Consider the following 26,231-nt stretch of genomic DNA (forward strand, 5'->3'; position numbering starts at 1 on the left):
CCCCGCCGCTCCAATCCCCCAACGCCCCGGTGCCCTGCACCGGGGCGTTGTCGCATTTGCGCCGCATTTGGTCTCGGGACAAGGTAAACACTACCGGCGAGCGTGAGGGGCGGCGGCAATGTCCCTATAATGGCCGTTCCGCGAAATCCGCAATTTTTTCACGACCGCAGCGCGCGAAAAGCGCGCAAGACGACTGCGCATGACCACAGCGCAAGACCCACGCCACCTGAGGAGAAGTGCCTTGGCGAGATCTCGACCGACGCGCGCCGCCACCGTTCCCGGTGCCGGAAAGATGTTTGCGCTGCGTGCAATCGGTCTCGTGATCCTTGCGCGCTGGCTCCACTCGATGGGGGACATGAATTTCCTCCCGGCGCTGCGGGGCATGGCGTCGTCGCCGGTTGCGTGCCTGAATCTGGTGTTCCTGTTTCTGCTGATCGTGCTGCCCGGCGCGAAGGCGCGCGTCGAGCGGCCGTTCCATCCGCTGCCTCAATGGCTGCGCCAGGCGTTGCGCATTTTCGGCGTGCTCGGCTGTCTGTTCGCGCTCTGGTCGATCGGCCTGTTTGTCTGGGACGCCGGCTGGCGCAGCGCGGTGCAGGCGATCGAGTCCACCAACGGCTGGCTCGTCGTGGCGCCCGCGCTCTACGCGTCCGTGGTCTGGATCTGCCGTCCGCGCGCGTTGTGGCGCACCAATGTGGCGGCGCGGCGTTTCGCGATCGGACGCTATGCGGTGTCGATCGACGCCGCGACGCGCACGACCATCGTCTGGCTCGAAAGCCGCAAGGTCGGGCAGTACGATGCGCGCGAACTGTCGGTGCGCGGGCCGGCGGGTATCGAGCCGGCCGCCGCCACGCCGCGTTCCGCGCCGGCGGACGCACGGGCCGATGCGCCAGCGGCTGACGCGACGCCGGCCGAACCCGGCGCCGTTGCGCAGACTGCAAGCCCGGCACCGGGCGCGCCGACGATATCGGCCACCGCGGTCGAGCCGGCTGCGAGCGACGTGCCTGCCGCACCGGCGCCGCCGCGTCATGCGGCGCCGGCGCGCACCGCCGGGCGCTATCCCCGGATCGAATTGCTGTGGGACTCGCCGGCAGCGGCGGGACACAATCGTCAAACCGTCATGCGCGTACGACTCGTCACCGAAGGCGACCGCGTCGCCGCGCGCGCACTCGACACCGCACTGAAACAGGTCTAGCGCGCCGCGCTGGCCGAGCCGTCTGGCAGCACCGCTTAAGGCCGTTCCTGCGCGGAGTGCGCTTCGCGCAAGCTTGTCGATCCCGTCGTCGTTTCGAAGGAGTCGCGATGCTCATACGCTGGTTGCTTGCCGCCATTCACCTGCTGGCCTTCGGCTTCGCGCTCGCCTCGATTCTGCGGCGCACGCGCGGACTGCGCCGCTGCACGTCCACCGAGGCGTTGCCCGCGATCTTCGGCGCCGACAATGGCTGGGGCGGCTCGGCGCTCGTGCTGATCGTGACGGGGGCGATGCGCGCGTTCGGCGGGTTCGAGAAAGGCGCTGACTATTACCTGCATGAGCCGCTCTTTCACGTGAAGATGGGCGTGCTCGTCCTGATCCTGCTGCTCGAGATCGCGCCGATGAGGGCGCTGTTGCGCTGGCGGCTCGCCGTGCGCCGGGGCGACGTGCCTGATCTCACCGGCGCGCCGACGTATGCGCGGATCGGCGCGTGGCAGACGGTGCTGCTCGTCGTGATGGTGTTCGCCGCGACGGGCATGGCGCGCGGAATTGGCCTCGATACGGGGGGCGCCTAGCGAGGTGCGCCTGGCGGTGGGCGCGTAGCGGGGCGGCGGCAAGCACGCTTCGAATCAGGCGCTCAAGGCGCGCCATCCCAATGCTCTGATGAATGTTGTCGCCGCGCGGGAGCGCTGGCGCACATAGCAGGCGCATCGGCGCTCGGCCCGCGGCGCGCGTGGCATTAAGATCGACTCGCGCCGGGCAACGGCAGGAAACAGAAGGCCGGTGAGGCAGGCGAATACCATGCGTGCGGGCGTCGCAGGACGGCTCGCCGCTCGTCTCAGACATGTTGCGCTGCGAGGGGAGACGCATCATGGGCTTGCAGGGATCGCGTGCGCGGATGGCCGCGCGCTGTCTCGCGGCGGTGGCACTCGTGTTGCTGTGCGCGGGGTGCCAGGCGCCGGACGGGGATACGGACCTCCATGCGGGAAAGGGCCATCACAAGGGCATGCATGGTGGCCGTCGCGAGGACGACGAGGCGCTCTCGCAGGCGCAAGTGCAGGCCCAGACTTCAGCGCAAGGGCAGGTCAATGCGTCGTCGCCGACCCCGTCCCAGGCGCCGCTCCCACTCGACGAACGTACGCTCAAGGCCCGGCTTGCCGAGATGCCGGACGGCCGGGCGCGCCTCGCGCTGCTCGACCGTCTCGCCCGCGCGGACGCGCGCGAAGGGCACATCAACGACTACTTCCACGTGCTCGATCTGATCGCGAGCGACAGCGGCATTGCGCCGGGCCGCCGCTCGCTCGCGGCTTCGGAGCTCGCCACGGCGTATGCTTACGAGAAGGACTTTGCGCGCAGTCACCGGGCGCTCGACGACGCGAAGTCCTTCGCGGCCGAGACGAAAGACGCCGATCTCGATGCCTTGCCCGCTAATCCGGCTTACGCGGTGCTGCGTGCCGAAGCGGTGCTCGCATGGCGTTACCGGGGGCAATTCGACGTGGCGCTGCGCCTGAACCGCGAAGCGACCGATCTCGCCTGGCGCGACCTCGGCAATGCGTCGCTCAGCCCCGCACGGCGCCATGCGGCCGCCAACGAACTGATCAGCGATCTGCCCACGCAAACCAATCTGCTGATCCGCTGCAATCGTGCGACGGAGGCGCTCAGCTACGTCGAAGAACTCCGCTGGGATCTCGACAATGGCCCGCAACTCCATCCCACGACGGCCCAGCGTGCGCAGGTGGCGCGCGCACGGGCGCTGGCGCTGACCTCGTTCGACGACTACGACGCGGCGCTTGCTTCGATCGACGAGGCCATCGACGGTTTTCGCGAGGCCGGCATGTCGCCCGTCGCCTCGCCGTACGCCGAGTCGCTGCGCCTGCGCTTGCTGATCGCGCTTGCGATGGGCCGCATCGGCGACTATCGAACCGACGTGGCGGGCTGGCAGACGGCGCTCGCGTCGAACCCGACGCTGGGATTCGGCGCGGAAGAGGGCGCATCGCTCGCGTTCGCGGCTGGCGGCAATTGGCGTGAAGCGCAACGGAGCATTGACGAGAACAATGACCCTGAAAGAATTCATCGGCACAAACGCAAGCGTTCCTTGCGCAGAGGAACCGACAATCCAGCTGCCAAGTTCGATTCGGCGCTGGCAATGCTCTATCGCCTCGAAGACCCGCAGGGCGACCTGAGCGAGGCGGATATCGCGAGCTACGTCGAGCCCTCGCTCGGCAGCGACGACGAGTGGGACGACGAGGGCACACGCGGCGGCATCATCGACGATGGCGTGCTCGCGCTCTCGATGGCTCGCCTCATGAACGATGGCGCGACTGGCCAGGCGCTGGCGTTTCGCATCGCCGAACTGTTCCATATGAACGCCACGCAGGGCGCCATGAATGACGGCGCGACGCGGCTCGCCGCGCAAACGCCGGCCTTACGCGCACTGATCGAGCAGGAGGCGGCGCTGCGCTACCAGCTCGAGACGAGTGCATCGTCGTCCTCGGATGCAGAGGACAAGCTGCGCGCGCTGCGGCGCGAAATTGCATCGCAGTTTCCGCGCTACCGGGAGCTGGTTGCGCCCGCGATTCCAACGCCCGAAGCGGTCGGCGCCGTCCTGCACGCAGGCGAAGTCTACGTGGATCTCTACGCGGGCCGCGAAGCGAGCTATGCGTTCGTGGTGCGCCCGGACCACACGCTCCATGCCGTCGTGTTGCCGGTGACACGCGCGACGCTCGCCAAACAGGTGGCGGCGCTGCGCGCCGGCTTCGACGCAGGCATGCCGCCCACGCAGCCGGGCGACCTTGCAGGCTTCGATCTGAACGCCGCGGCCGGGCTCTATCGCGCGCTCATCGCGCCGATCGAGGCGGACGTGCAGGGCGCGAAGACGGTCTATCTCTCGACGAGCGGGATTTTGTCAAGCATTCCTTATGAAGTGCTGCTGCGACGCCCGGCATCGAGCCTGGCCGACGCCGACTGGTGGCTCGACAGCACGACGCCGGTGCGCATGCCGAGTGCGTCGGCGCTCGTGAGTGCGCGCGCGGAACGTGTGGCGCACGCGAGCGAGCCACTGGTCGCGTTTGCGGACCCGAGTTTCGACGGCCGCGCGCAGGCGCCGCAAGAGGGCGCAGCGCCGGCCACCGTGGTGGGCGCACGTGCATTTCCCATCGATGCGCGCACGCTTTCGTTCGACTACCGGCGCGTGACGCCGCTGCCCGAGACGCTCGATGAGGCGAACGCCATCGCCGTGGCGCTGGGTGCTTCGCCGCAGCAGAGCGTGATTTCGGGGCTCGCGGCATCGCGCACCCACGTGCTGGGGGAGAACCTCTCGAACGATCGGGTGGTGCTGTTCGCGACGCACGGCGTGATTCCGGGCGAGGTGCCGGGGCTGCGCAAGGCGGGGCTCGCGCTGGCCTACGAAGGGCGGGGGCTGCCCGATTCGATCCTCACCGCCGACGATATCGTGACGCTGCGCCTGAACGCGGATTGGGTCGTGCTTTCGGCGTGCAATACGGGGCTCGCGACTGGCGATGCGGGCGATTCGGTGTCGGCGCTCGCTCGGGCTTTTTTTGCGGCCGGAGCGCGCAGCCTGCTCGTGACGCAGTGGGCGGTCGAGTCGAAGTCGGCCGCGCTCGTCACGAGCGGGCTGTTCGATGCCTACGCGGCGAATCCGGCGCTTTCGAAGGCCGATGCGCTTGCCCAGACCGAACGCGCAATGGCAGCCGGGAAGGAGGGTGCTTTGTATCGGCATCCTTATTATTGGGCTGCGTATTTTCTGGCGGGAGATGCGCAGCGATAAGCGGACGCCCCTTTTCGGGGCGCGTCGCCCTGCGCCGGAAATGAAAAGCCCCGTTGCGTACGCAACGGGGCTTTATCTTCGGTGCTTGTCTTTACCAACACCAGAAATCCTGGTGGGTAGTACTGGGATCGAACCAGTGACCCCTGCCGTGTGAAGGCAGTGCTCTACCGCTGAGCTAACCACCCGAAGAGATTGAAATTATGCCGGGCGTTTCCGATCTTGTAAAGACCTTTTTTAAGTATTTTGCGCAGTGGCCGCATTCTCCTCAGCGGGAGCCGGTTGCGTGCGCCACACCGAGGTGCCTTTCATCGCCTTGTCGAGGCCATCGAGCAGCGCTTCATGTGCAGCGAGCTCTTCTTCGCTTGCGGCGATCACAGGCAGCGCAAGCGTGTCGAACTTCACGCGCGGCGTCGCCACGCTGCCGCTAGCCTCGGTCGCGCTCGTCATGTCGATAACGAGGCTTTCCTGGCCGCGCGTCATCGCCAGATAAACTTCGGCGAGCAATTCCGAGTCGAGCAGTGCGCCATGCAGCGTGCGGTGGGCGTTGCTGATGCCGAAGCGGTCGCACAGCGCATCAAGAGAATTGCGCTTGCCGGGGAATATCTGCTTGGCCTGCACCAGCGTGTCGATCACCTCGCCGCAGTGCTCCTTGAACGCCGGCTTGCCGAGCAGCGTGAGCTCGGCGTCGAGAAAGCCGATATCGAACGGCGCGTTGTGAATGATGATGTCGGCGTCGCGCACGAAGTCGAGGATCTCGTCCGCGACCTCGGCGAACTTCGGCTTGTCCGAGAGGAACTCGGTGGTCAGGCCGTGCACGGCCAGTGCGCCCGGATCGCTGTCGCGCTCGGGGTTGACGTAGAAGTGCAGGTTCTTGCCCGTCAGCCGGCGATTGACCAGCTCGACGCAGCCGATTTCGATGATGCGGTCGCCTGTGCGGGGGTTCAGGCCGGTGGTTTCGGTATCGAGAATGATCTGGCGCATGTCGTTTGCAGCGTGATGGTATGGAGGCGGGGACAGCGCGTTCGACGGAACACGCTGCACGCGCCGCTCAAATTCAGGCGAGGGTGGCGACGCCGCGGTTCGCGAGCGCGTCGGCGCGCTCGTTCTCGGGATGGCCGGCGTGGCCCTTGACCCAGCGCCACTCCACCTCGTGTTGGGCGACGAGCGCGTCGAGACGCTTCCACAGGTCGTCGTTCTTGACGGGCGTCTTCGCGGCTGTCATCCAGTTCTTCTTCTTCCAGCCGTGGATCCACTCGCTGATGCCTTTCTGCACGTATTGCGAGTCGGTGTGCACGATCACCTTGCACGGGCGCTTGAGCGCGTCGAGCGCGGCGATCACCGCCATCAGCTCCATGCGGTTGTTGGTCGTGCCGGGCTCGCCGCCGAACAGTTCTTTTTCCTGCGCGCCGAAGCGCAAGAGCGCGCCCCAGCCGCCGGGGCCGGGGTTGCCCTTGCAGGCGCCGTCCGTGAAGATTTCGACGAAGTCGGGTGAGCTCATGAGTCCTTGTTGCGAGTAGGGGAGGGAGTGGTGGCGGCGGCCTTCAGGCTGGGCGCCAGCACCGGCTTCTTGACCTTCAGCGGGCCGACGAGGCGCATGCCGCGCACGCGCTTGGTGGCCGACACCATATAGATGGCGCCGAAGATCGGCCACCAGCGGTCGCCGGCGGCCTCCATGAATGCGTAGCGCCCGAGCCATTGCTCGGTGGCGAGCGGCGGACGATAGCAGCCGAAGCGTCCGCGTTCAAGCTCGAAGCCGAGCAGCTTGATCCAGTCTTTCAGGCGCGTGAAGGCGATCAGGTCTTCGCGCGCGGGCAGAAACGGATGCCCCGTGAGCTTGGCCACCGACTGGCGCGCGCCCCACAGCGAAAGCGAATTGAAGCCGACGATCAGCAACTGCCCTTCGGGCATCAGCACGCGTTCGGCTTCGCGCAGCAGGCGGTGCGGATCGCTCGTGAATTCCAGCGTGTGCGGCATCACGATGAGGTCGACGCTCTGCGCCTCGAACGGCAGATCGAGATGGTCGCACCAGACCGTGCTGCGCCCGGCCGGCGCGTGGGGTGCGGGCGGGAGCTGCAAATCGGACGGCGCGTGGGCGCCCGGCACGGTATACGGCGCGCTCGACGCGCTGGCCGCGTCGAGCACGAGGCCGCGGCACGGCATGCGGTTCTCGCGCAGCGCGTCGAGCTGCGGCAGGCCGAGCTGCAGCGCATGGTAGCCGAACATGTTCGACACCACGCGGTCGAGCTGCTCCTGCTCCCACCCCAGCACGTACTTGCCTGCGGGCGATCCGGTCCAGGCGGGCCAGTCTATAATCGTTCGGTTAGACATGTCGAAAAAGTAGGCCGCCCCATGAAGAGTCCGCTTGAGCACGCATCCGTGCCAGCCGCCACGCTTGCCGCACTCGAATACGTACCGGTTCCGGCTTTTGAAGATAACTACATCTGGGTCGTGTCGGACGGCCGCAATGCCGTTGCCGTCGATCCGGGCGACGCCGCGCCGGTTCGCGCGTATCTGGCGAAGCGAGGCTGGCGGCTCGTCGCTATTTTACTCACCCATCACCACAACGACCACGTCGGCGGGGTGGCCGACCTCCTTTCGGATGAGCGCGTGCCCGTGTACGGCCCGGCCGGCGAGGCGCTCGGCCCGCTCGATGCGTTCGTCACGCGCGTGAAGGGCGGCGATGCGCTCCATCTGGATGCGCCCGAACTCGACTTCAAGGTCATGGACGTGCCGGGTCACACGCGCGGCCATATCGCGTATTTCCAGGCCGCCGATGCTTCGGGCACGCCGCATCTGTTTTGTGGGGACACGTTGTTCGCCTGCGGCTGCGGGCGCCTCTTCGAGGGCACGCCCGCGCAGATGCTCGCTTCGCTCGATTCGTTCGCGGCGCTGCCGGGCGCCACCGAGGTCCATTGCGCCCACGAGTACACGCTCTCGAATATCCGTTTCGCGCTGGCCTGCGACCCGGGCAACGCTGACTTGCGCGACTGGAGCCGGCAGGCACAAGCGTTGCGCGAAAGCGGCATCCCCACCTTGCCGACTACAATTTTGCATGAGCGCGCCGTTAACCCATTCATGAGGGCCGGCGATCCGGCCGTGCAGGCGACGCTCGCCGAGGCGCTCCATGAAACGGTGCCGGATCGACTGACCGCCTTTACGCTGATGCGCGAATGGAAGAATCGGTTCCGCTGACCCAACGGCTTACGCGGGTATCCTCATCCCAAAAGTATGGAACGTCGTCCAAGCTGCGGATTTTCATGGTTTTTTTCCAATTATTCCGATTGACGGAAACGTGTGCGGCCCGTACTATCGGCTCCAAATTCCCGCCATTTGCAAGTAGACGTTCATGCGATTTATCCTAAGCGCGCTGCTGGTTCTCATGCTCGCCGCCTGTGCGAGCGGGGGACCTGCTGCGAATTCAGCCAACTCGCTTGCCCCAGCAGATCCCCAGGCGCGCGCCGACGCCATCCGCAAGACCTCCGCAGCGAAAGAAACCATCAACGTCGACCAGGGCTCGGTCGACCAGCTCACGAGTCCCGACGCCGACTTGTGGGGTCGAATCCGCCGCGGCTTCCAGATGCCCGACCTGCAGAGCGATCTGGTCGACATGAACGCCCAGTGGTATGCCGAGCGTCCCGACTACGTCGCGCGCATGACCGAGCGGTCGCAGAAATATCTGTACCACATCGTCGAGGAGCTCGAGGCGCGCCATATGCCGACCGAGCTTGCGCTGCTGCCGTTCATCGAGTCCGCGTATAACCCGCAGGCGCTGTCGGTCGCGAAGGCGGCGGGCATGTGGCAGTTCGTGCCCGGCACGGGCCGCACCTATAACCTGAAGCAGAACATGTGGCAGGACGAGCGCCGTGACGTGCTCGCCTCCACCAGCGCGGCGCTCGACTATCTGTCGCGCCTGCATGACATGTTCGGCGACTGGTATCTGGCGCTCGCGGCCTACAACTGGGGCGAGGGCAATGTGCAGCGCGCCATCGCGCGCAACCAGGCGGCCGGTCTGCCGACCGACTATCAGAGCCTGCGCATGCCGAATGAGACACGTAACTACGTGCCCAAGCTGCAGGCGGTCAAGAACATCGTGATGAACCCGCAGCAATACGGGCTCACGTTGCCTTCGATTCCCAACCACCCGTATTTCGTCACGGTCACGACGTCGCACGATATCGACGTGGACGTCGCGGCCAAGCTCGCGAACATGACGCCCGACGAGTTCCGCTCGCTCAACCCGTCGTTCAAGAAGCCGGTCATTCTCGGCGCGACCGACCCGCAGATCCTGCTGCCGTTCGACAACGCGAGTGCCTTCGAGCGCAACCTCAAGTCGTATTCGGGCCAGCTTTCCTCGTGGACCGTCTACACAACCGACTCGCGCACGACGCCGTCGGCGATCGCGCAGAAGATCGGCGTGGATGCGGACACGCTCATGTCGGTCAACAAGATCCCGGCGGGCATGCGCCTGAAGGCGGGCTCGACGCTCGTGGTGCCGCGCACCGACGACGGCGACGACGAGGACATCAGCGCCGACGTCGCCGAAAGCGCCGTGCTGGCCATGGAGCCGGACGTGCCCGACACGCGCAAGATGCTGATTCGCGTGCGTCGCAAGCAGTCGATGGATGCGGTCGCGGGGCGCTATGGCGTCTCGGTCGGCCAGCTCAAGGCCTGGAACAAGACGCGCCGCGACCTCGTGACGCCTGGCCAGGTGCTCGTGCTGCACGTGCCGGTCGGCAAGGCGATGCCGAGCGAGCCGGGGCCGGAGCGTCTGGCAGCCAATGTGTCCGGTGGCGGCGTGGAGCGCATCGGCACCCGGGTTGCAGACACGGGTTCCAAGTCGCGCTACGATAAGAAACACGGTCGCGCGCGCACCGAGGTCGTCAAGGTTTCCGAGCCAGTCAAGGAAAAGGCTTCCGGCGCAGCGCCCAGCAAGGCGTCGAAGGGTGCGGCAAGCCGCCCGAAGGCCGAAACCCACACGCAGAAGCACAAACCCAAATAGCGGCTGGCGTAGGGTGCTCAATCGTGCGCTGCGGGGGCAGTGCACGATGTTTCGCTCCGATCACTTTTGCCACTTGGTTTCTCGCGCCGTCACCCCGCCAGGTGGCGGCGTTTTCATTGGCGGGCAGTAAATTGGGGCGCCCGGCATAGGGGCGCCCGACTTAGGGGCGAACGTCGCGCCGGCACGCCTAGATGGCGGTTGCCGCGCTTGCCGGGCGCGGTTCGGCGCCTATAGTGGAAAGGGCGCCGCCGCGGCCTGCATCGGCGCGCCGCCCGCTGGGCGTCATCCCGAAATTTGAAAGAAAGGGCGTTTTCGCGCTATAATTTCAAGGTTTGAGCTTATCAACCCGCACCCTAGCGCCTACCTCCTTCCCCCCGTTCATCCGCCGCCCGCGCTTTCTGTTTCTACTGGCTGGCTGCCGCCCGATCGAGCGTCACAAACGCACCTTCGCGGCCCGGCGCCCGACACCCGGTCAAACACGGAAGGTCGCGTAACGAGCAGACTGCAGAGCGAGCCGCGCGCGCGTCCTTGTCGCCCCCGATCAGGACGCCGACGCCGCAGCCGCTCCCAGGTCCAAGATCGCAACGTCGGATAACAGGTCGGCACAGGGTGCTCCCCCAAGGAGTCTCCCGTGTTGCCGTCATTCTCTCCCGCTCTGCTCGCGCTCGCCGACGGCACGGTCTTTCGTGGTTACTCGATTGGCGCGCCGGGTCATACGATCGGTGAAGTCGTGTTCAACACGGCCATCACCGGTTATCAGGAAATCCTGACAGACCCGAGCTACGCTCGCCAGATCGTTACCCTGACGTATCCGCATATCGGCAATGTCGGCGTCAACGCCGAAGACGTCGAAGCCACGAAAGTCCATGCCGCCGGTCTGATCATCCGCGACCTGCCGACGCTCGCCTCGAACTTCCGCATGGAGCGCACGCTCGGCGATTATCTGAAGGACGAAGGCGTGGTGGCGATCGCCGGCCTCGACACGCGCAAGCTCACGCGTATCCTGCGCGAGAAGGGCGCGCAGAACGGCGCGATTCTCGCGGGCTCGGACGACGAGGCCAAGGCCATCGAACTCGCGCGCTCGTTCCCGGGCCTCGCGGGCATGGACCTCGCGAAGGTCGTCTCGACCGACAAGCCCTACGAGTGGACGACCACCGAGTGGCGTCTGGGCGAAGGCTACGGTACGCAATCGGCGCCGAAGTACAAGGTCGTGGCGTTCGACTTCGGCGTGAAGCAGAACATCCTGCGCATGCTGGCCGAGCGCGGCTGCCATGTCACGGTGCTGCCGGCTCAGGCCAAGGCCGAAGATGCGCTCGCGCTGAACCCGGACGGCGTGTTCCTCTCGAACGGCCCCGGCGATCCGGAGCCGTGCGACTACGCAATCAAGGCTACGCAGGAATTCATTGCGCGCGGCATTCCGACCTTCGGCATCTGCCTGGGCCACCAGATCATGGGCCTGGCCGTTGGCGCGAAGACGCTGAAGATGAAGACGGGCCACCATGGCGCGAACCATCCGGTGAAGGATCTCGGCGACGGCCGCGTGGTCATCACGTCGCAGAACCACGGTTTCGCAGTGGACGCCGACACGCTGCCCGCGAACACGCGCGTCACGCACGTTTCGCTGTTCGACGGCACGCTGCAAGGCTTCGAACTCACCGACAAGCCCGCGTTCTGCTTCCAGGGCCACCCGGAAGCATCGCCGGGTCCGCAGGACATCGGCTATCTGTTCGACCGTTTCACCGCGTTGATGGACAGCGCGAATGCCGGCAAGTAAGGCATAGCCGGCGCAAGAGCAGAGCAGGGCACGCAGCGAGCCGGGTTCCGGCCCACGCGCGCGCCCGACGGCGAGCGGCAAGGCGTGATTCGGTAGACGAAGCACGTGCCTCGCGCCGGGAGTCAAGACACAGGAATATTTAGCGAGAGCGTTATGCCCAAGCGGACAGACATCAAGAGCATTCTCATCATCGGCGCGGGGCCGATCATCATCGGCCAGGCCTGCGAGTTCGACTACTCGGGTGCGCAGGCGTGCAAGGCGCTGCGTGAGGAAGGCTACAAGGTCATTCTCGTCAACAGCAATCCGGCGACGATCATGACCGACCCGAACACGGCCGACGTCACCTACATCGAGCCGATCACGTGGGAAGTGGTGGAGCGCATCATCGAGAAGGAGCGCCCCGACGCGATCCTGCCGACGATGGGCGGCCAGACCGCGCTGAACTGCGCGCTCGACTTGCACCACCACGGCGTGCTCAAGAAGTACAACGTCGAACTGATCGGCGCGTCGCCCGAAGCGATCGACAAGGCCGAAGACCGCCAGAAGTTCAAGGACGCGATGACGAAGATCGGCCTGGGCTCGGCGAAGTCGGGCGTCGCCCACTCGATGGAAGAGGCGCTCAAGGTGCAAGGCGAGATTTCCGAAGCCACCGGCACCGGCGGCTATCCGGTCGTGATCCGTCCGTCCTTCACGCTCGGCGGCTCGGGCGGCGGCATCGCCTACAACCGCGAAGAGTTCGAAGAGATCTGCAAGCGCGGTCTCGACCTCTCGCCTACGCGCGAGCTCTTGATCGAAGAGTCGCTGCTCGGCTGGAAGGAATACGAGATGGAAGTGGTCCGCGACAAGGCGGATAACTGCATCATCGTCTGCTCGATCGAAAACCTCGACCCGATGGGTATCCACACGGGCGACTCGATCACGGTTGCGCCGGCACAGACGCTGACCGACAAGGAATACCAGATCCTGCGCGACGCCTCGCTGGCCGTGCTGCGCGAGATCGGCGTGGATACGGGCGGCTCGAACGTCCAGTTCTCGATCGACCCGAAGACGGGCCGCATGATCGTGATCGAAATGAACCCGCGCGTGTCGCGTTCGTCGGCGCTCGCCTCGAAGGCCACGGGCTTCCCGATCGCCAAGGTGGCGGCGAAGCTGGCCGTGGGCTACACGCTCGACGAGCTGAAGAACGAAATCACGGGCGGCGCGACGCCGGCCTCGTTCGAGCCGACGATCGACTACGTCGTGACGAAGATTCCGCGTTTCGCGTTCGAGAAGTTCCGCGAAGCCGATCCGCGCCTCACGACGCAGATGAAGTCGGTGGGCGAAGTGATGGCTATCGGCCGCACCTTTCAGGAGTCGTTCCAGAAGGCGCTGCGCGGTCTCGAAGTCGGCGTCGACGGTCTGGACGAAAAGACCACGAGCCGCGACGAGATCATCCGCGAGATCGGCGAAGCCGGCCCGGACCGCATCTGGTTTGTGGGCGACGCGTTCCGCGTGGGCATGACGCGCGAAGAGATCTTCGAAGAAACCGCGATCGACCCGTGGTTCCTCGCGCAGATCGAAGAGATCATCAAGAAGGAAGCGGCCGTCCGCGGCCGCACGCTCGAGAGCCTTTCGAAGGACGAACTGCGTTACCTCAAGCAGAGCGGTTTCTCGGATCGCCGTCTGGCTAAGCTGCTCGGCGCGAACGCCGCCGACGTGCGCAAGCGCCGTATCGAGCTGAACGTGCGCCCGGTCTACAAACGCGTGGACACCTGCGCGGCCGAGTTCGCGACGAAGACCGCCTACATGTACTCGACCTATGAGGAAGAGTGCGAGGCGAATCCGACGAACAACAAGAAGATCATGGTGCTGGGCGGCGGCCCGAACCGGATCGGCCAGGGTATCGAGTTCGACTACTGCTGCGTGCATGCCGCGCTCGCCATGCGCGAAGACGGCTACGAAACGATCATGGTCAACTGCAACCCTGAGACCGTTTCGACCGACTACGACACGTCCGACCGTCTGTACTTCGAGTCGCTCACGCTCGAAGACGTGCTCGAAATCGTCGACCTGGAAAAGCCGGTTGGCGTGATCGTGCAGTACGGCGGCCAGACACCGCTGAAGCTCGCGCTCGACCTTGAAGCGAACGGCGTGCCCATCGTCGGCACCTCGCCCGACATGATCGACGCGGCCGAAGACCGCGAGCGCTTCCAGAAGCTGCTGCAGGACCTGGGCCTGCGCCAGCCGCCGAATCGCACTGCGCGTGCGGAAGACGAAGCGCTCAAGCTCGCTGACGAAATCGGCTATCCGCTCGTCGTGCGCCCGTCGTACGTGCTGGGCGGCCGCGCCATGGAAATCGTCCACGAGCCGCGCGACCTCGAGCGCTACATGCGCGAGGCCGTGAAGGTGTCGAACGATTCGCCGGTGCTGCTCGACCGCTTCCTGAACGACGCGATCGAATGCGACGTGGACTGCATCTCCGACGGCGATGACGTGTTCATCGGCGGCGTGATGGAGCACATCGAGCAGGCAGGCGTGCACTCGGGCGACTCGGCTTGCTCGCTGCCGCCGTACTCGCTGTCGAAGGAAACGGTCGACGAACTCAAGCGCCAAACCGCCGCGATGGCCAAGGCGCTGAACGTGATCGGCCTGATGAACGTGCAGTTCGCGATCCAGCAAGTGCCGCAGGATGACGGTTCGAAGAAGGACATCATCTACGTGCTGGAAGTGAACCCGCGCGCTTCGCGTACCGTGCCGTACGTTTCGAAGGCGACCAGCTTGCCGCTCGCGAAGATCGCGGCGCGTGCGATGGTCGGCCAGAAGCTGGTCCAGCAGGGCGTGACGAAGGAAGTCGTGCCGCCGTACTTCAGCGTGAAGGAAGCGGTGTTCCCGTTCATCAAGTTCCCGGCTGTCGACCCGGTGCTCGGACCCGAAATGCGTTCGACCGGCGAAGTGATGGGCGTGGGCAAGACCTTTGGCGAAGCGCTCTTCAAGTCGCAGCTCGCGGCCGGTTCGCGCCTGCCGGAGTCGGGCACCGTTTTCATCACCGTGATGGACGCGGACAAGCCCAAGGCCGTCGAAGTCGCGCGCATGCTGCACGAGCTCGGCTATCCGCTCGTCGCGACGCGCGGCACGGCTGCGGCGATCGAGGCGGCCGGCGTGCCGGTGAAGGTCGTGAACAAGGTGAAGGACGGTCGTCCGCACGTGGTCGACATGATCAAGAACGGCGAGATTGCGCTCGTTTTCACGACGGTCGACGAAACCCGCGCGGCGATCGCCGATTCGCGCTCGATCCGCATGAGCGCGCAGGCGAACAAGGTCACGTACTACACCACGATGTCGGGCGCACGCGCCGCCGTCGAGGGCTTGCGCTACCTGAAGAACCTGGAAGTCTATGATTTACAAGGCCTCCACGCTCGCCTAAACTAAGGCTTCGATTGTCTGTCCAATACTGAACAAGGCAGGCAAACAGGCTGAATACAAAGCTGAATGTGCCGCGGTTAAGCGGCGTCCCAACAGGGTTTTCAGGCTGCGCCAGTGGGCGCCGCCGCCCTCTCGGGATGCACTTAACCGCGGTGATTTTTTTTATGGCCGCAACGAATTTATTCGTGCGGCATCAATACGGCCCCAAGCGGCTGAATGAGTTGTTTATGAGCACGATTCCCTTGACCAAGCGCGGTGCAGACCAACTCCGCGAGGAACTGCAACGCCTGAAGTCCGTCGAGCGACCGGCGGTCATCAATTCGATCGCCGAAGCGCGCGCGCAAGGCGATCTGTCGGAAAATGCGGAATACGACGCAGCGAAGGAAAAGCAGGGCTTCATCGAAGGCCGCATCGCTGATATCGAATCGAAGCTGGCTGCGGCACAGATCATCGACCCGGCATTGCTTGAAGCCGATGGCCGCGTGGTGTTCGGCTCGACCATCGACCTCGAAGACCTCGACTCGGGCAAGTCGGTCACGTACCAGATCGTCGGCGACGACGAAGCCGACCTCGAGCACGGCCTGATTTCCGTGAGCTCGCCCATCGCGCGCGCGCTGATCGGCAAGACCGAGGGCGATGTGGCCGAAGTGCAGGCGCCGAGCGGCGTGCGCGAGTACGAGATCATCGAGGTGCGCTACGTCTGACGCGTGGCGTGCCCATTGACGTACTTAGTGACCTGCTCAGTGACGTGAATACATCCCAGAATTTGCTCAGCCCGGCCCCGCCGCTCGTGGCGCACCGCGTGTTCGCGCTGCTCGCCATGCTGTGGGTGGGCAGCCAGTTGACGATCGGCTATGCGGTCGCGCCTGTCCTGTTCGCCTCGCTGGACCGCATGGTGGCCGGTTCGCTCGCCGCGCAGCTGTTCCGCATCGAAGGCATGCTCGGGCTCGTGAGCGGCGTGCTGCTGCTCGGGCTCGCGAACGTGCTGATCCGCCGCGGCGAGACGGGGTATCGGCGCCTGCGCTGGCTGCTGATCGGCATGCTGTTGTGTGTGCTGATCGGCTATTACGCGCTGCAGCCGTTCATGAACGCGATGCGCATGAATGCCATGCAGGCGGGCGTCGACATTGCCCATTCGGTTTGGGCGAGCCGTTTTGGCATGCTGCACGGCGTGTCGAGCGTGTTCTATCTGGTCGAAAGCCTGTTGGGCGCCTGGCTCGTCTGGCTGTTGCCGTCGGCGCGGGGTGCGCGCGCGCAGCGCTGAAGCGCTGCCCGGGTAGCGCACCTGTTCCCGGGTAGCGCACCTGTTCAAGCCGTCGCCGTTAACTTTTCCGTCAGGCTGGAAGCGAAAAAAAAGCGCGGCAAACTGGCCGCGCTTTCCTTACTTCGAGCCTTGATGGACTCGCTTCGAGCTGGTCTGGCGTTTCTTGGCGCGCTTGATGTTGCCGCCTTGCGTGACGCGCTCGTTGCCCTTGACGGTGACCTTCTGCGACTTGGGCTTGCGCATCGGGTTGTCGGACGCCTTGACGACCTTGACGACGCGCGGCGCCGCACCGCGCTTGCCCGCTTCGCGCGCGCTCGGCACGTCGCCGGCGGGGCGCGTCACGGTGCCGCGTGCGCCGGCGCGGGCACGGGTGGTCGTCGGCTTGGCTTCCTCGGGCTTGTAGATCACGAGCAGCTTGCCGATGTGCTGGATGGGCGCCGCGTTCAGGCGGTCGCAGATCTCTTCGTAGATCGCGAGGCGCTCTTCGCGCTCGTCGCCGAACACGCGCACCTTGATGAGCTGGTGCGCGTCGAGGTGAACCTGGATTTCCTTGAGGACGGCGTCGGTCAATCCCTCGGCGCCGATGAGCACGACCGGTTTGAGCGCGTGAGCCGCAGAGCGCAGTTCGGAGCGCTGTTCGGCAGTAAGTGTGAGGGCGGGCATGGGATGTGGCAGACTCGACTAAAATGACGGCGCCCGCCAGTCAGCGTGGAATGCCGGCATGACAGGCCTCACAACGAGGGGCCGCCAGGCGGGAAGCGCGTCGAAACAATGGAAAAACCGTGGAGAACGGCGTGGCGCGGGCTGATGCCGGCGAGCGAGGCGGTGAGAACCGCGCGCCTTGAGCCGGACGGGCCGCGACGGCCGCACGAATTAAACGCGTATTATCCGCTAAAAGCGCGACATCACGCAGCAAGAGTTCATCTTTAATGGCAAAAAACCGCTTCAATCAGTCGTGGCTGCACGACCATATAAACGATCCGTACGTGAAGATGGCGCAACGGGAGGGTTACCGTGCCCGCGCCGCGTACAAGCTGAAGGAAATCGACGAGCAGGACAAGCTGATCCGCCCGGGCATGGTGATCGTCGATCTCGGCGCCGCGCCCGGCAGCTGGAGCCAGTACGCGCGCAACAAGCTCGCACAGAGCACGAAGCGCGATGACCAGCGCCAGGGCGGGATCGACGGCACGATCATTGCACTGGACCTCCTGCCGATGGAGCCCATCGCCGACGTGCAGTTCCTGCAGGGCGACTTCCGCGAGGACGATGTGCTCGCGCAACTGGAAGAAGCTGTGGGTGGCCGGCCAGTAGACCTTGTAATTTCGGACATGGCGCCCAATCTGTCAGGGGTGGCGTCGGCCGATGCCGCGCGTATCGAACACGTCTGCGATCTCGCGCTCGAGTTTTCGCAGAATCATCTGAAACCCGATGGTGCCCTTTTAGTAAAATGCTTTCACGGCAGTGGTTACAGCCAGATCGTCGAGAAATTCAAGCATCAGTTCAAGGTCGTGGCCGCGCGCAAGCCGAAGGCTTCGCGTGATAAATCGTCCGAAACGTTTATATTGGGTAAACATCTGAAGCGACCCGGCTGATCCCCGAGGCCAGACAGGCTCGGGTATCGCAAAGAATCGGCTCCAGCGTGGCGAGCGCGTTGCCAGGACTGTAAAGATCGTCCCGAATCGGCTTCGGGAGGCAGTCCGGACAAGGCGCTCAGGCTATTTCCGCCTTAGCGAAACGTTATGGCGAGGCCCTGCGTACTGGATTAGAATGCTTTGATGGTGTCGCAAGGCAAATGTAGGCGCACGTCTATGAGTGAAGGAGTGGTGCTTTGAACAACAACATGTTTTCCAAGGCAGCGGTGTGGCTGGTTATCGCACTGGTGCTGTTTACGGTGTTCAAGCAGTTCGACAAGCCCCGTGTCCAGGAAGGCGTTTCGTACTCGCAGTTCATGGACGACGCGAAGGCCGGCAAGGTCAAGAGCGTCGTGGTGCAGGGGCGGAACCTCACGGTCACTCCGGCCGACGGCCAGAAGTATCAGATCGTCTCTCCGGGAGACATCTGGATGGTCGGCGACCTGATGAAATACGGCGTGCAGGTGAGCGGCAAGGCTGACGAAGAGCCCAATGCGCTCGTTTCGGCGCTGTATTACCTTGGACCGACGATCCTGATCATCGTGTTCTGGTTCTACATGATGAGACAGATGCAGGGGGGCGGCAAAGGCGGGGCGTTCTCGTTCGGCAAATCGCGCGCCCGTCTGATCGATGAGAACAACAACGCGGTCAACTTCTCCGACGTCGCGGGCTGCGACGAAGCCAAGGAAGAAGTGTCCGAGCTCGTCGACTTCCTGCGCGATCCGCAGAAATTCCAGAAGCTGGGCGGGCGCATCCCGCGCGGCGTGCTGCTGGTAGGCCCTCCGGGTACCGGTAAGACGCTGCTCGCGCGTGCCATCGCCGGCGAAGCGAAGGTGCCGTTCTTCAGCATCTCGGGTTCGGACTTCGTGGAAATGTTCGTCGGCGTGGGCGCGGCCCGCGTGCGCGACATGTTCGAGCAGGCCAAGAAGCATGCGCCGTGTATCGTGTTCATCGACGAAATCGACGCGGTCGGTCGTCATCGCGGCGCCGGCATGGGCGGCGGTAACGACGAGCGCGAACAGACGCTGAACCAGATGCTCGTGGAGATGGACGGCTTCGAAGCGAACTCGGGTGTCATCGTGATCGCGGCAACCAACCGTTCGGACGTGCTCGACAAGGCGCTGCTGCGTCCGGGCCGCTTCGACCGCCAGGTCTACGTGGGTCTGCCGGACATCCGTGGCCGCGAGCAGATCATGAAGGTGCACCTGCGCAAGGTGCCGATCGCCAACGATGTCGACGCAGCGGTCATCGCGCGCGGCACGCCGGGCTTCTCGGGCGCCGATCTCGCGAACCTCGTGAACGAGGCGGCCCTGTTCGCGGCGCGCCGCGGCAAGCGCATCGTCGAGATGCAGGACTTCGAGGACGCGAAGGACAAGATCTTCATGGGTCCGGAGCGCAAGTCGGCGGTCATTCGCGAAGAAGCGAAGCGTGCGACGGCTTACCACGAGTCGGGCCACGCGGTCGTCGCGAAGCTGCTGCCGAAGGCCGATCCGGTGCACAAGGTCACGATCATTCCGCGCGGCCGTGCGCTGGGCGTGACGTGGCAGTTGCCGGAGCACGACAACGAAACGTACTCGAAGGACTATCTGCTCGATCGTCTGGCGATTCTGTTCGGCGGCCGTGTGGCGGAAGAGCTGTTCATGAACCTGATCAGCACGGGCGCCTCGGACGACTTCAACAAGGCAACGCAGACGGCTCGCGCAATGGTCACGCGCTTCGGCATGACCGATGCACTGGGACCGATGGTCTACGCCGACGACGACAACGACGGCGGCGCATTCGGCAAGGGCTTCACGCGCGCGATTTCGGAAGCGACGCAGCAGAAGGTCGACGCGGAAATCCGCCGCGTGCTCGACGAGCAGTACAGTCTCGCGAAGCGTTTGCTCGACGAGAACCGCGACAAGGTCGAAGCCATGACCGCCGCGCTGATGGAGTGGGAAACGATCGACGCCGATCAGATCAACGACATCATGGCCGGCCGTCCGCCGCGCTCGCCAAAGAGCTCCCCGTCGGCGGGCGATGCGCCTTCGTCGGGTGGCAGCACGGGTACTGAGGTCAAACCCGGCAGCGCCACCGCACCGGCCTGACCGGCCACAGTGCGCCAGATCGAGTAAAGTTGCGGGCCGGTGTGATGTTCACATCGGCCCGTTTTGCATTTCTCGACGCACCTCGCGTTTGGGCCGCTTCGGCGGCCACATTGAGTTACATATCTGACGTTTCTTGACGTGCCCAATCTGACTTCGCAGGGTAATCTGCCCAATGCGCTAGCCCACGCGGTTGCGCCCGAACCGCTCGTGTGCGGCCGTTTCACTCTGACTTTCGAGCGTCCTCTCGTGATGGGGATACTCAACGCCACGCCGGATTCGTTTTCCGATGGCGGCCGCTATCTCGCCTTCGACGATGCGCTGCGCCGCGCCGAGCACATGCTGCTCGACGGCGTGGACATCATCGATATTGGGGGCGAGTCGACGCGGCCGGGGGCGCCCCCCGTTGCGCTAGACGAAGAGCTCGAGCGGGTGATTCCGCTCGTCGAGCGGCTCAAGGGCGCGAACGTGCCGCTTTCGGTCGATACCTACAAGCCGGAAGTGATGCGCCACGCGCTCGCAGCCGGCGCCGATCTGATCAACGATGTCTGGGGCTTTCGCATGCCGGGCGCGATAGATGCGGTGCGAGAGAGCCAGTGCGGGTTGTGTGTGATGCACATGCTCGGCGAGCCGCAGACCATGCAGGTGGGCGAGCCCGATTACGCGGATGTCGTGCGCGAGGTGCGCGAGTTTCTGCAAGCGCGCTGTGCCGAACTCGAAGCTGCAGGCGTGGCGAAGGCGCGCATTAGCGTCGATCCGGGCTTTGGCTTCGGCAAGACGGTGGTCGAGCACAACTACGCGTTGCTCGCGCATCTGCGCGAGACGGCGCCGCAGGTGACGGCCGGCGTCGCGCCCTATCCGATCCTGGCGGGCATGTCGCGCAAGTCTATGCTCGGCGCGCTCGTGAACCGGCCCGCCCCCGAACGCGTGGCGGCCAGCGTGGCCGCGGCGGTGTGCGCGGCGCAGCAGGGCGCGGCCATCATTCGCGTGCACGACGTCGCGCCGACAGTCGATGCGCTCAAGGTTTGGGGCGCCATGCGCGACGCCGCGCGTCGGTAAGGGAACAGCGCGCAAAGAGAACAGGGCGCGAGCACGCGCCGCAAAACAGAACCAATGAGAGGTTTGAATTATGGGTCGTCGCTATTTTGGAACCGATGGGGTTCGCGGCAAGGTTGGCGAAGCGCCGATCACGCCGGATTTCGTGCTGCGTCTCGGCTACGCGGCGGGCAAGGTGCTGGCAGGCGCTGCGACGTCCTCGGGTCCGCGCCCGTCCGTGCTGATCGGCAAGGACACGCGCATTTCCGGCTACATGCTCGAAGCGGCGCTCGAGGCGGGGCTTTCCGCCGCCGGCATCGACGTGATGCTTGCGGGCCCGATGCCCACGCCCGGCATTGCTTATCTCACGCGCGCGCTGCGCCTCTCCGCGGGCGTCGTGATCAGCGCCTCGCACAATCCGTACTACGACAACGGCATCAAGTTCTTCTCCGCCGACGGCAACAAGCTGCCCGACGAGGTCGAAACCCAGATCGAGGAGCAACTCGACCAGCCGCTCGACTGCGCACCGTCCGAGCGCCTCGGCCGCGCACGCCGTCTGGATGACGCGCGCGGACGCTACATCGAGTTCTGCAAGAGCACCTTTCCGCAGGCGTTCACGCTGCGCGGGCTCAAGCTCGTCGTCGACTGCGCGAACGGCGCGGCCTACGACATCGCGCCGCATGTGTTCCACGAGCTGGGCGCCGATGTCGTGCCCATCGGCGTCTCGCCGAACGGCTTCAACATCAACGACGGCGTGGGCGCCACCGCGCCCGACGCGCTCGTGCGCGCGGTGCGCGCGAATCACGCTGACCTCGGCATCGCGCTCGACGGCGACGCGGACCGCCTGCAGATCGTGGATGCGCAGGGCCGCCTCTACAACGGCGACGAGCTGCTCTACGTGCTCGTGAAAGACCGCATGGCGACCGACGGCAAAGTGGATGGCGCGGTCGGCACGCTGATGACGAACCTCTCGGTCGAGCAGGCGCTGGATCGCATCGGCGTGCCGTTCGTGCGCGCCAATGTGGGCGACCGCTACGTGCTCGAGCAGCTGCGCGAGCGCGGCTGGTTGATCGGCGCGGAGGGGTCGGGGCATATTCTGTCGCTCGATCGCCATACGACCGGCGACGGCATCGTCTCGGCCTTGCTCGTGCTCGCCGCGATGAAGCGCAGTGGCCAGACCCTCGCACAACTGCTCGATGGCGTGACGCTGTTCCCGCAGAAGCTCATCAACGTGCGTATCGCGCAGGGCGCCGACTGGAAGAGCGATGCCGCGATCCAGAAGGCGATCGCAGACGCCGAGGCCGAGCTCAAGGGCCGGGGCCGCGTGCTGATTCGCGCCTCGGGCACGGAGCCGGTGCTGCGCGTGATGGTCGAGGCACGCGACGAGCGCGACACGCTCCAGTACGCCGAATCGATCGCCGAGACGGTCAAGCGCTCGATCGCCTGACGCGGGCGTTCCGGCCCGCGCCAGAACCGGTGCGGCAGGCGAGTCCTGCCGCCACCCCCTCCCAGACGAACGCGGCGCTTGGCAGGCGCCAGGGCGCCGCGTTCCGTATCGCCAGTCTCGAGCCAGAACACATCTGGGCGTTCCCCTTTTTCTGTTGAAGCAAACGTTTCACTTTTGCTTCAGAGGCCGCTCGCGCATTCAGCGGGCATCCTGCGCTTTCGACCCTCTAACGCCACGCAATGCCCGGCGTGCGCTTTGCCGCGCTCGAGAGCCCCAACTGGCGGGGCGTGCGCGCCTTCCGAACACTCGTACCCTTCACGATCCTTTCGCCTTTCAGGCGGTAATCATATTGTCACGATTGCTTCACGAATCGTCACGGTACTGTCACAGAGAGCCCCTATTCTTCGCGGTGTCGTTCATCCGCTCACACACCTGGAGGCCACATGAAATTGATGCAAACCGCGCTCGCTGGCGTTGCTGGCGCGCTTTTCGCGATCGCAGCGCAAGCTGCTGATATCACCGGCGCGGGCAGCACCTTCGCAGCACCGATCTACACGAAATGGGCAGATGCCTATCAGAAGTCGGGCGGCGGCAAGGTCAACTACCAAGGCATCGGCTCGTCGGGCGGCATCAAGCAGATTCAGGCGAAAACGGTCGACTTCGCGGGCTCGGACGCCCCGCTGAAGGACGACCAACTGGCCAAGGACGGCCTGTTCCAGTTCCCGACGGTGGTCGGCGGCGTCGTGCCGGCGATCAACGTGCCCGGCGTCAAGGCCGGCGAACTCACGCTGTCGGGCCCGGTGCTCGGCGACATCTACCTCGGCAAGATCAAGAAGTGGAACGATCCGGCCATCGTCGCGCTGAACCCGAAGGTCAAGCTGCCTGATCTGGACATCGCCGTGGTTCGCCGCGCCGACGGTTCGGGCACCAGCTTCATCTGGACGAACTACCTCTCGAAGGTCAACCCCGACTGGAAGAGCAAGGTCGGCGAAGGCACGACCGTGGCCTGGCCGACGGGCACGGGCGGCAAGGGCAACGACGGCGTCGCGGCCTTCGTGCAGCGTCTGCCGGGCGCGATCGGCTACGTCGAGTGGGCCTACGCGAAGCAAAATCACATGGTCTACACTGCCATGAAGAACGAGTCGGGCGCGGTCGTTCAGCCGGCCACCGAAACGTTCAAGGCCGCAGCGGCTGGCGCGGACTGGAAGAAGTCGTTCTACCAGATCCTGACGAACGAGCCGGGCAAGGACGCATGGCCGGTCGTCGGCGCGACCTTCGTGCTGCTGCACACGGCGCAGGACAAGCCGGAGCAGGGCAAGGAAACGCTCAAGTTCTTCCAGTGGGCCTTCAAGAACGGTTCGGGCGCGGCTAACGATCTCGACTACATCTCGCTGCCGGATTCGGTCGTGGGCGAAATCGAGTCGCAGTGGAAAGCCAAGGTGAAGGACGCCAGCGGCAAGCCGGTTGCCGAGTAAGGCGGACTAGCCGGGTTGCATGACCGGGGCAATGCGAGGGCCGCCGCGCACACCGCGCGCGGCCCGTTCTGCTTCCCGGCTGGTGGTGCAACCCGGTCCTCGCAGTCACGCGGTAGGCAGTACCGCACGTAACACACCCGCTACGATTTGCCGTTCGAAGTCCCGCCGCAAGGCCGGAGGCCGGGCGGCCGGCGGTTTCGGAACCGCATCAATGTCGCGAGCCTGATGCTCGCGGCCACTGGATACAGCTCATCATGTCCGACGTCCCACTCGTCTCGAACCCGCCTGGCAGCGCCGCGCAGCAGCAAGCGCCCAGCCCGGCAGGGGACATCATTTTCGGCGGCCTCGCACGCGGTGCCGCCATCGTCACGTTGTTGCTGCTTGGCGGCATCATCGTGTCGCTGATCGTCGCTTCGATGCCGACGATCCAGAAGTTCGGCCTCTCATTCCTCTGGACTGCCGACTGGGATCCACCCAGCGAGCAGTTCGGCGCGCTCGTGCCCATCTACGGCACGATCGCCACCTCGCTCATCGCGCTCATCATCGCCGTGCCCGTGAGCTTCGGCATCGCGCTGTTTCTGACCGAGCTTTCGCCCGCCTGGCTGCGCCGCCCGCTCGGCATCGCCATCGAGTTGCTCGCGGCGATCCCGTCGATCGTCTACGGCATGTGGGGCCTGCTCGTGTTCGCACCGATCTTCGCGCAGTACTTCGAGAAGCCGATCGGCCAGTTGCTGGGCGGCATGCCGATCATCGGCGCGCTGTTCCAGGGCGCGCCCATCGGCATCGGCATGCTGTGCGCGGGCGTCATTCTCGCGATCATGATCATTCCGTACATCGCCTCGGTGATGCGCGACGTGTTCGAAGTCACGCCCGTGCTGCTCAAGGAGTCGGCCTACGGGATCGGCTGCACGACGTGGGAAGTGATGTGGAAGATCGTGCTGCCGTTCACCAAGACCGGTGTGATCGGCGGCGTGATGCTGGGTCTGGGCCGCGCGCTCGGCGAGACCATGGCCGTCACGTTCGTGATCGGCAATACGAACCTGCTCGATAACGTGTCGCTGTTCTCGCCCGGCAATAGCATTACCTCGGCGCTCGCCAACGAGTTCGCCGAAGCGGGCCCCGGTTTGCACACGGCCGCGCTGATGGAGCTCGGCCTCATTCTGTTCGTGATCACGTTTATCGTGCTCGCGATCTCGAAGCTGCTTCTGCTGCGTCTTGAAAAGTCGGAGGGCGCACGATGAGCGAACCGACGATGAAGATTCCGGGCGCGGCCTACGGCCCCGAACTGGAGCGCATGCGCGCGAAGTTGCAGAGCCGCCGCAAAGTGGTCAACGCCATTGCGCTGACGTGCTCGCTCGCCGCGATGGCCTTCGGCATCATCTGGCTCGTGTGGATTCTCTACACGACGCTCTCGCTCGGCATTGGCGGCCTTTCGGTGCAGCTGTTCACGCAGTCGACGCCGCCGCCGAACACCGATGGCGGCGGTCTCGCCAACGCGATCGTCGGCAGCCTGATGCTGGTGGGCATCGCGACCTTCGTGGGCACGCCGATCGGCATTCTCGCGGGCGTCTATCTCGCCGAGTACGGCCAGAAGAGCTGGCTCGCGGGCGTGACGCGCTTTATCAACGACATTCTGCTGTCGGCGCCGTCGATCGTCGTGGGCCTGTTCGTCTACGCGCTCGTGGTCGCAAAAATGGGCCACTTCAGCGGCTGGGCCGGCGCGATTTCGCTCGCACTGCTGCAGATCCCGATCGTGATCCGCACGACCGAGAACATGCTCAAGCTCGTGCCGAACAACCTGCGCGAAGCGGCTTTCGCGCTTGGCACGCCGAAGTGGAAGATGGTGCTCTCGATCACGCTCAAGGCGTCGATCGCGGGCATCGTGACGGGCGTGCTGCTCGCGATCGCGCGTATCGCCGGCGAGACCGCGCCGCTGCTCTTTACCGCGCTGTCCAACCAGTTCTTCAGCGCGGACATGAATCAGCCGATGGCGAACCTGCCGGTCACGATCTACAAGTTTGCGATGAGCCCGTTTGCACAGTGGCAGTCGCTTGCCTGGGCCGGCGTTTTCCTGATCACGCTGGGCGTGCTGGGTCTGAATATCCTCGCGCGCAGCATCTTTTCGAAAAAGTAAGGGCGGAGTC

The 26,231-nt window shown here is 65.1% G+C and carries 20 protein-coding genes and 1 tRNA gene; 16 read left to right on the forward strand and 5 right to left on the reverse strand.

The window, feature by feature from the left end:
• Positions 1 to 241: 241 nt before the first annotated feature.
• From E1956_RS08060 to E1956_RS08070, 3 genes are all read left to right on the forward strand, one after another.
• Positions 242 to 1,192 carry a hypothetical protein gene (locus tag E1956_RS08060; protein ID WP_134748130.1) on the forward strand — a complete coding sequence of 317 codons (951 nt, stop codon included), beginning with the start codon at positions 242 to 244 and terminating at the stop codon, positions 1,190 to 1,192.
• A 107-nt stretch (positions 1,193 to 1,299) separates the two neighbouring features.
• The gene (locus E1956_RS08065) at positions 1,300 to 1,764 is read left to right on the forward strand and encodes a DUF2214 family protein (protein WP_134748131.1); all 465 of its coding nucleotides are present in this window, start codon (positions 1,300 to 1,302) and stop codon (positions 1,762 to 1,764) included.
• Positions 1,765 to 2,060: 296 nt separating this feature from the next.
• On the forward strand, positions 2,061 to 4,976 hold the full coding sequence (locus tag E1956_RS08070; RefSeq protein ID WP_134748132.1) for a CHAT domain-containing protein: 2,916 nt from the start codon (positions 2,061 to 2,063) through the stop codon (positions 4,974 to 4,976).
• A gap of 110 nt (positions 4,977 to 5,086) precedes the next feature.
• Here E1956_RS08070 and E1956_RS08075 read toward each other — a convergent pair.
• From E1956_RS08075 to E1956_RS08090, 4 genes are all read right to left on the reverse strand, one after another.
• A tRNA-Val gene (locus E1956_RS08075) sits at positions 5,087 to 5,161 on the reverse strand.
• A 49-nt stretch (positions 5,162 to 5,210) separates the two neighbouring features.
• A complete protein-coding gene (dnaQ, locus tag E1956_RS08080; protein ID WP_134748133.1) occupies positions 5,211 to 5,957 on the reverse strand; it encodes a DNA polymerase III subunit epsilon in 747 nt (248 codons plus the stop codon).
• A 73-nt stretch (positions 5,958 to 6,030) separates the two neighbouring features.
• Positions 6,031 to 6,474 (reverse strand): ribonuclease HI, encoded by a 444-nt coding sequence (gene rnhA / locus E1956_RS08085; protein ID WP_134748134.1) that lies wholly within the window; start codon positions 6,472 to 6,474, stop codon positions 6,031 to 6,033.
• Positions 6,471 to 7,304, reverse strand: a complete 834-nt coding sequence (locus tag E1956_RS08090; protein WP_134748135.1) for a class I SAM-dependent methyltransferase — start codon at positions 7,302 to 7,304, stop codon at positions 6,471 to 6,473. The genes rnhA and E1956_RS08090 overlap by 4 nt, the downstream gene beginning before the upstream one ends.
• A gap of 21 nt (positions 7,305 to 7,325) precedes the next feature.
• Between E1956_RS08090 and gloB the strand changes: the two genes are divergently transcribed.
• From gloB to E1956_RS08120, 6 genes are all read left to right on the forward strand, one after another.
• Entirely contained in the window at positions 7,326 to 8,168 is an 843-nt protein-coding gene (gene gloB, locus E1956_RS08095) for a hydroxyacylglutathione hydrolase (protein WP_134748136.1), read from the forward strand.
• A gap of 154 nt (positions 8,169 to 8,322) precedes the next feature.
• Positions 8,323 to 9,975 carry a transglycosylase SLT domain-containing protein gene (locus E1956_RS08100; RefSeq protein WP_134748137.1) on the forward strand — a complete coding sequence of 551 codons (1,653 nt, stop codon included), beginning with the start codon at positions 8,323 to 8,325 and terminating at the stop codon, positions 9,973 to 9,975.
• 631 nt (positions 9,976 to 10,606) lie between these two features.
• Positions 10,607 to 11,749 (forward strand): glutamine-hydrolyzing carbamoyl-phosphate synthase small subunit, encoded by a 1,143-nt coding sequence (gene carA / locus E1956_RS08105; protein ID WP_134748138.1) that lies wholly within the window; start codon positions 10,607 to 10,609, stop codon positions 11,747 to 11,749.
• A 153-nt stretch (positions 11,750 to 11,902) separates the two neighbouring features.
• The gene (gene carB, locus E1956_RS08110) at positions 11,903 to 15,157 is read left to right on the forward strand and encodes a carbamoyl-phosphate synthase large subunit (protein WP_134748139.1); all 3,255 of its coding nucleotides are present in this window, start codon (positions 11,903 to 11,905) and stop codon (positions 15,155 to 15,157) included.
• Positions 15,158 to 15,378: 221 nt separating this feature from the next.
• A complete protein-coding gene (greA, locus tag E1956_RS08115; RefSeq protein WP_134748140.1) occupies positions 15,379 to 15,855 on the forward strand; it encodes a transcription elongation factor GreA in 477 nt (158 codons plus the stop codon).
• An 86-nt stretch (positions 15,856 to 15,941) separates the two neighbouring features.
• A complete protein-coding gene (locus tag E1956_RS08120; RefSeq protein WP_134750448.1) occupies positions 15,942 to 16,415 on the forward strand; it encodes a DUF4149 domain-containing protein in 474 nt (157 codons plus the stop codon).
• A 117-nt stretch (positions 16,416 to 16,532) separates the two neighbouring features.
• Here E1956_RS08120 and E1956_RS08125 read toward each other — a convergent pair whose 3' ends face one another.
• Complete coding sequence (locus E1956_RS08125) at positions 16,533 to 17,078, reverse strand: YhbY family RNA-binding protein (protein ID WP_134748141.1); 546 nt, start codon at positions 17,076 to 17,078, stop codon at positions 16,533 to 16,535.
• Positions 17,079 to 17,344: 266 nt separating this feature from the next.
• Here E1956_RS08125 and E1956_RS08130 point away from each other — a divergent pair, with 266 nt between their 5' ends.
• The 7 genes from E1956_RS08130 to pstA all read left to right on the forward strand — a co-directional run bounded on the left by E1956_RS08130 (position 17,345) and on the right by pstA (position 26,221).
• Complete coding sequence (locus E1956_RS08130) at positions 17,345 to 18,007, forward strand: RlmE family RNA methyltransferase (protein WP_134748142.1); 663 nt, start codon at positions 17,345 to 17,347, stop codon at positions 18,005 to 18,007.
• A 236-nt stretch (positions 18,008 to 18,243) separates the two neighbouring features.
• Positions 18,244 to 20,133: an ATP-dependent zinc metalloprotease FtsH gene (gene ftsH, locus E1956_RS08135; RefSeq protein WP_028216028.1), complete on the forward strand. Its 1,890-nt coding sequence runs from the start codon at positions 18,244 to 18,246 to the stop codon at positions 20,131 to 20,133.
• Between the two features lie 165 nt (positions 20,134 to 20,298).
• On the forward strand, positions 20,299 to 21,189 hold the full coding sequence (gene folP / locus E1956_RS08140; RefSeq protein WP_232071381.1) for a dihydropteroate synthase: 891 nt from the start codon (positions 20,299 to 20,301) through the stop codon (positions 21,187 to 21,189).
• 70 nt (positions 21,190 to 21,259) lie between these two features.
• Positions 21,260 to 22,612: a phosphoglucosamine mutase gene (glmM, locus tag E1956_RS08145; RefSeq protein WP_134748143.1), complete on the forward strand. Its 1,353-nt coding sequence runs from the start codon at positions 21,260 to 21,262 to the stop codon at positions 22,610 to 22,612.
• Between the two features lie 443 nt (positions 22,613 to 23,055).
• On the forward strand, positions 23,056 to 24,087 hold the full coding sequence (pstS, locus tag E1956_RS08150; protein ID WP_134748144.1) for a phosphate ABC transporter substrate-binding protein PstS: 1,032 nt from the start codon (positions 23,056 to 23,058) through the stop codon (positions 24,085 to 24,087).
• A 254-nt stretch (positions 24,088 to 24,341) separates the two neighbouring features.
• Positions 24,342 to 25,328 carry a phosphate ABC transporter permease PstC gene (pstC, locus tag E1956_RS08155; protein ID WP_134748145.1) on the forward strand — a complete coding sequence of 329 codons (987 nt, stop codon included), beginning with the start codon at positions 24,342 to 24,344 and terminating at the stop codon, positions 25,326 to 25,328.
• Positions 25,325 to 26,221, forward strand: coding sequence for a phosphate ABC transporter permease PstA (pstA, locus tag E1956_RS08160; protein WP_134748146.1), 897 nt, complete (start codon positions 25,325 to 25,327; stop codon positions 26,219 to 26,221). The genes pstC and pstA overlap by 4 nt, the downstream gene beginning before the upstream one ends.
• The last annotated feature ends 10 nt before the right edge of the window (positions 26,222 to 26,231 follow it).

It is taken from the genome of Paraburkholderia pallida (assembly GCF_004524855.1).
GTDB lineage: Bacteria > Pseudomonadota > Gammaproteobacteria > Burkholderiales > Burkholderiaceae > Paraburkholderia > Paraburkholderia oxyphila.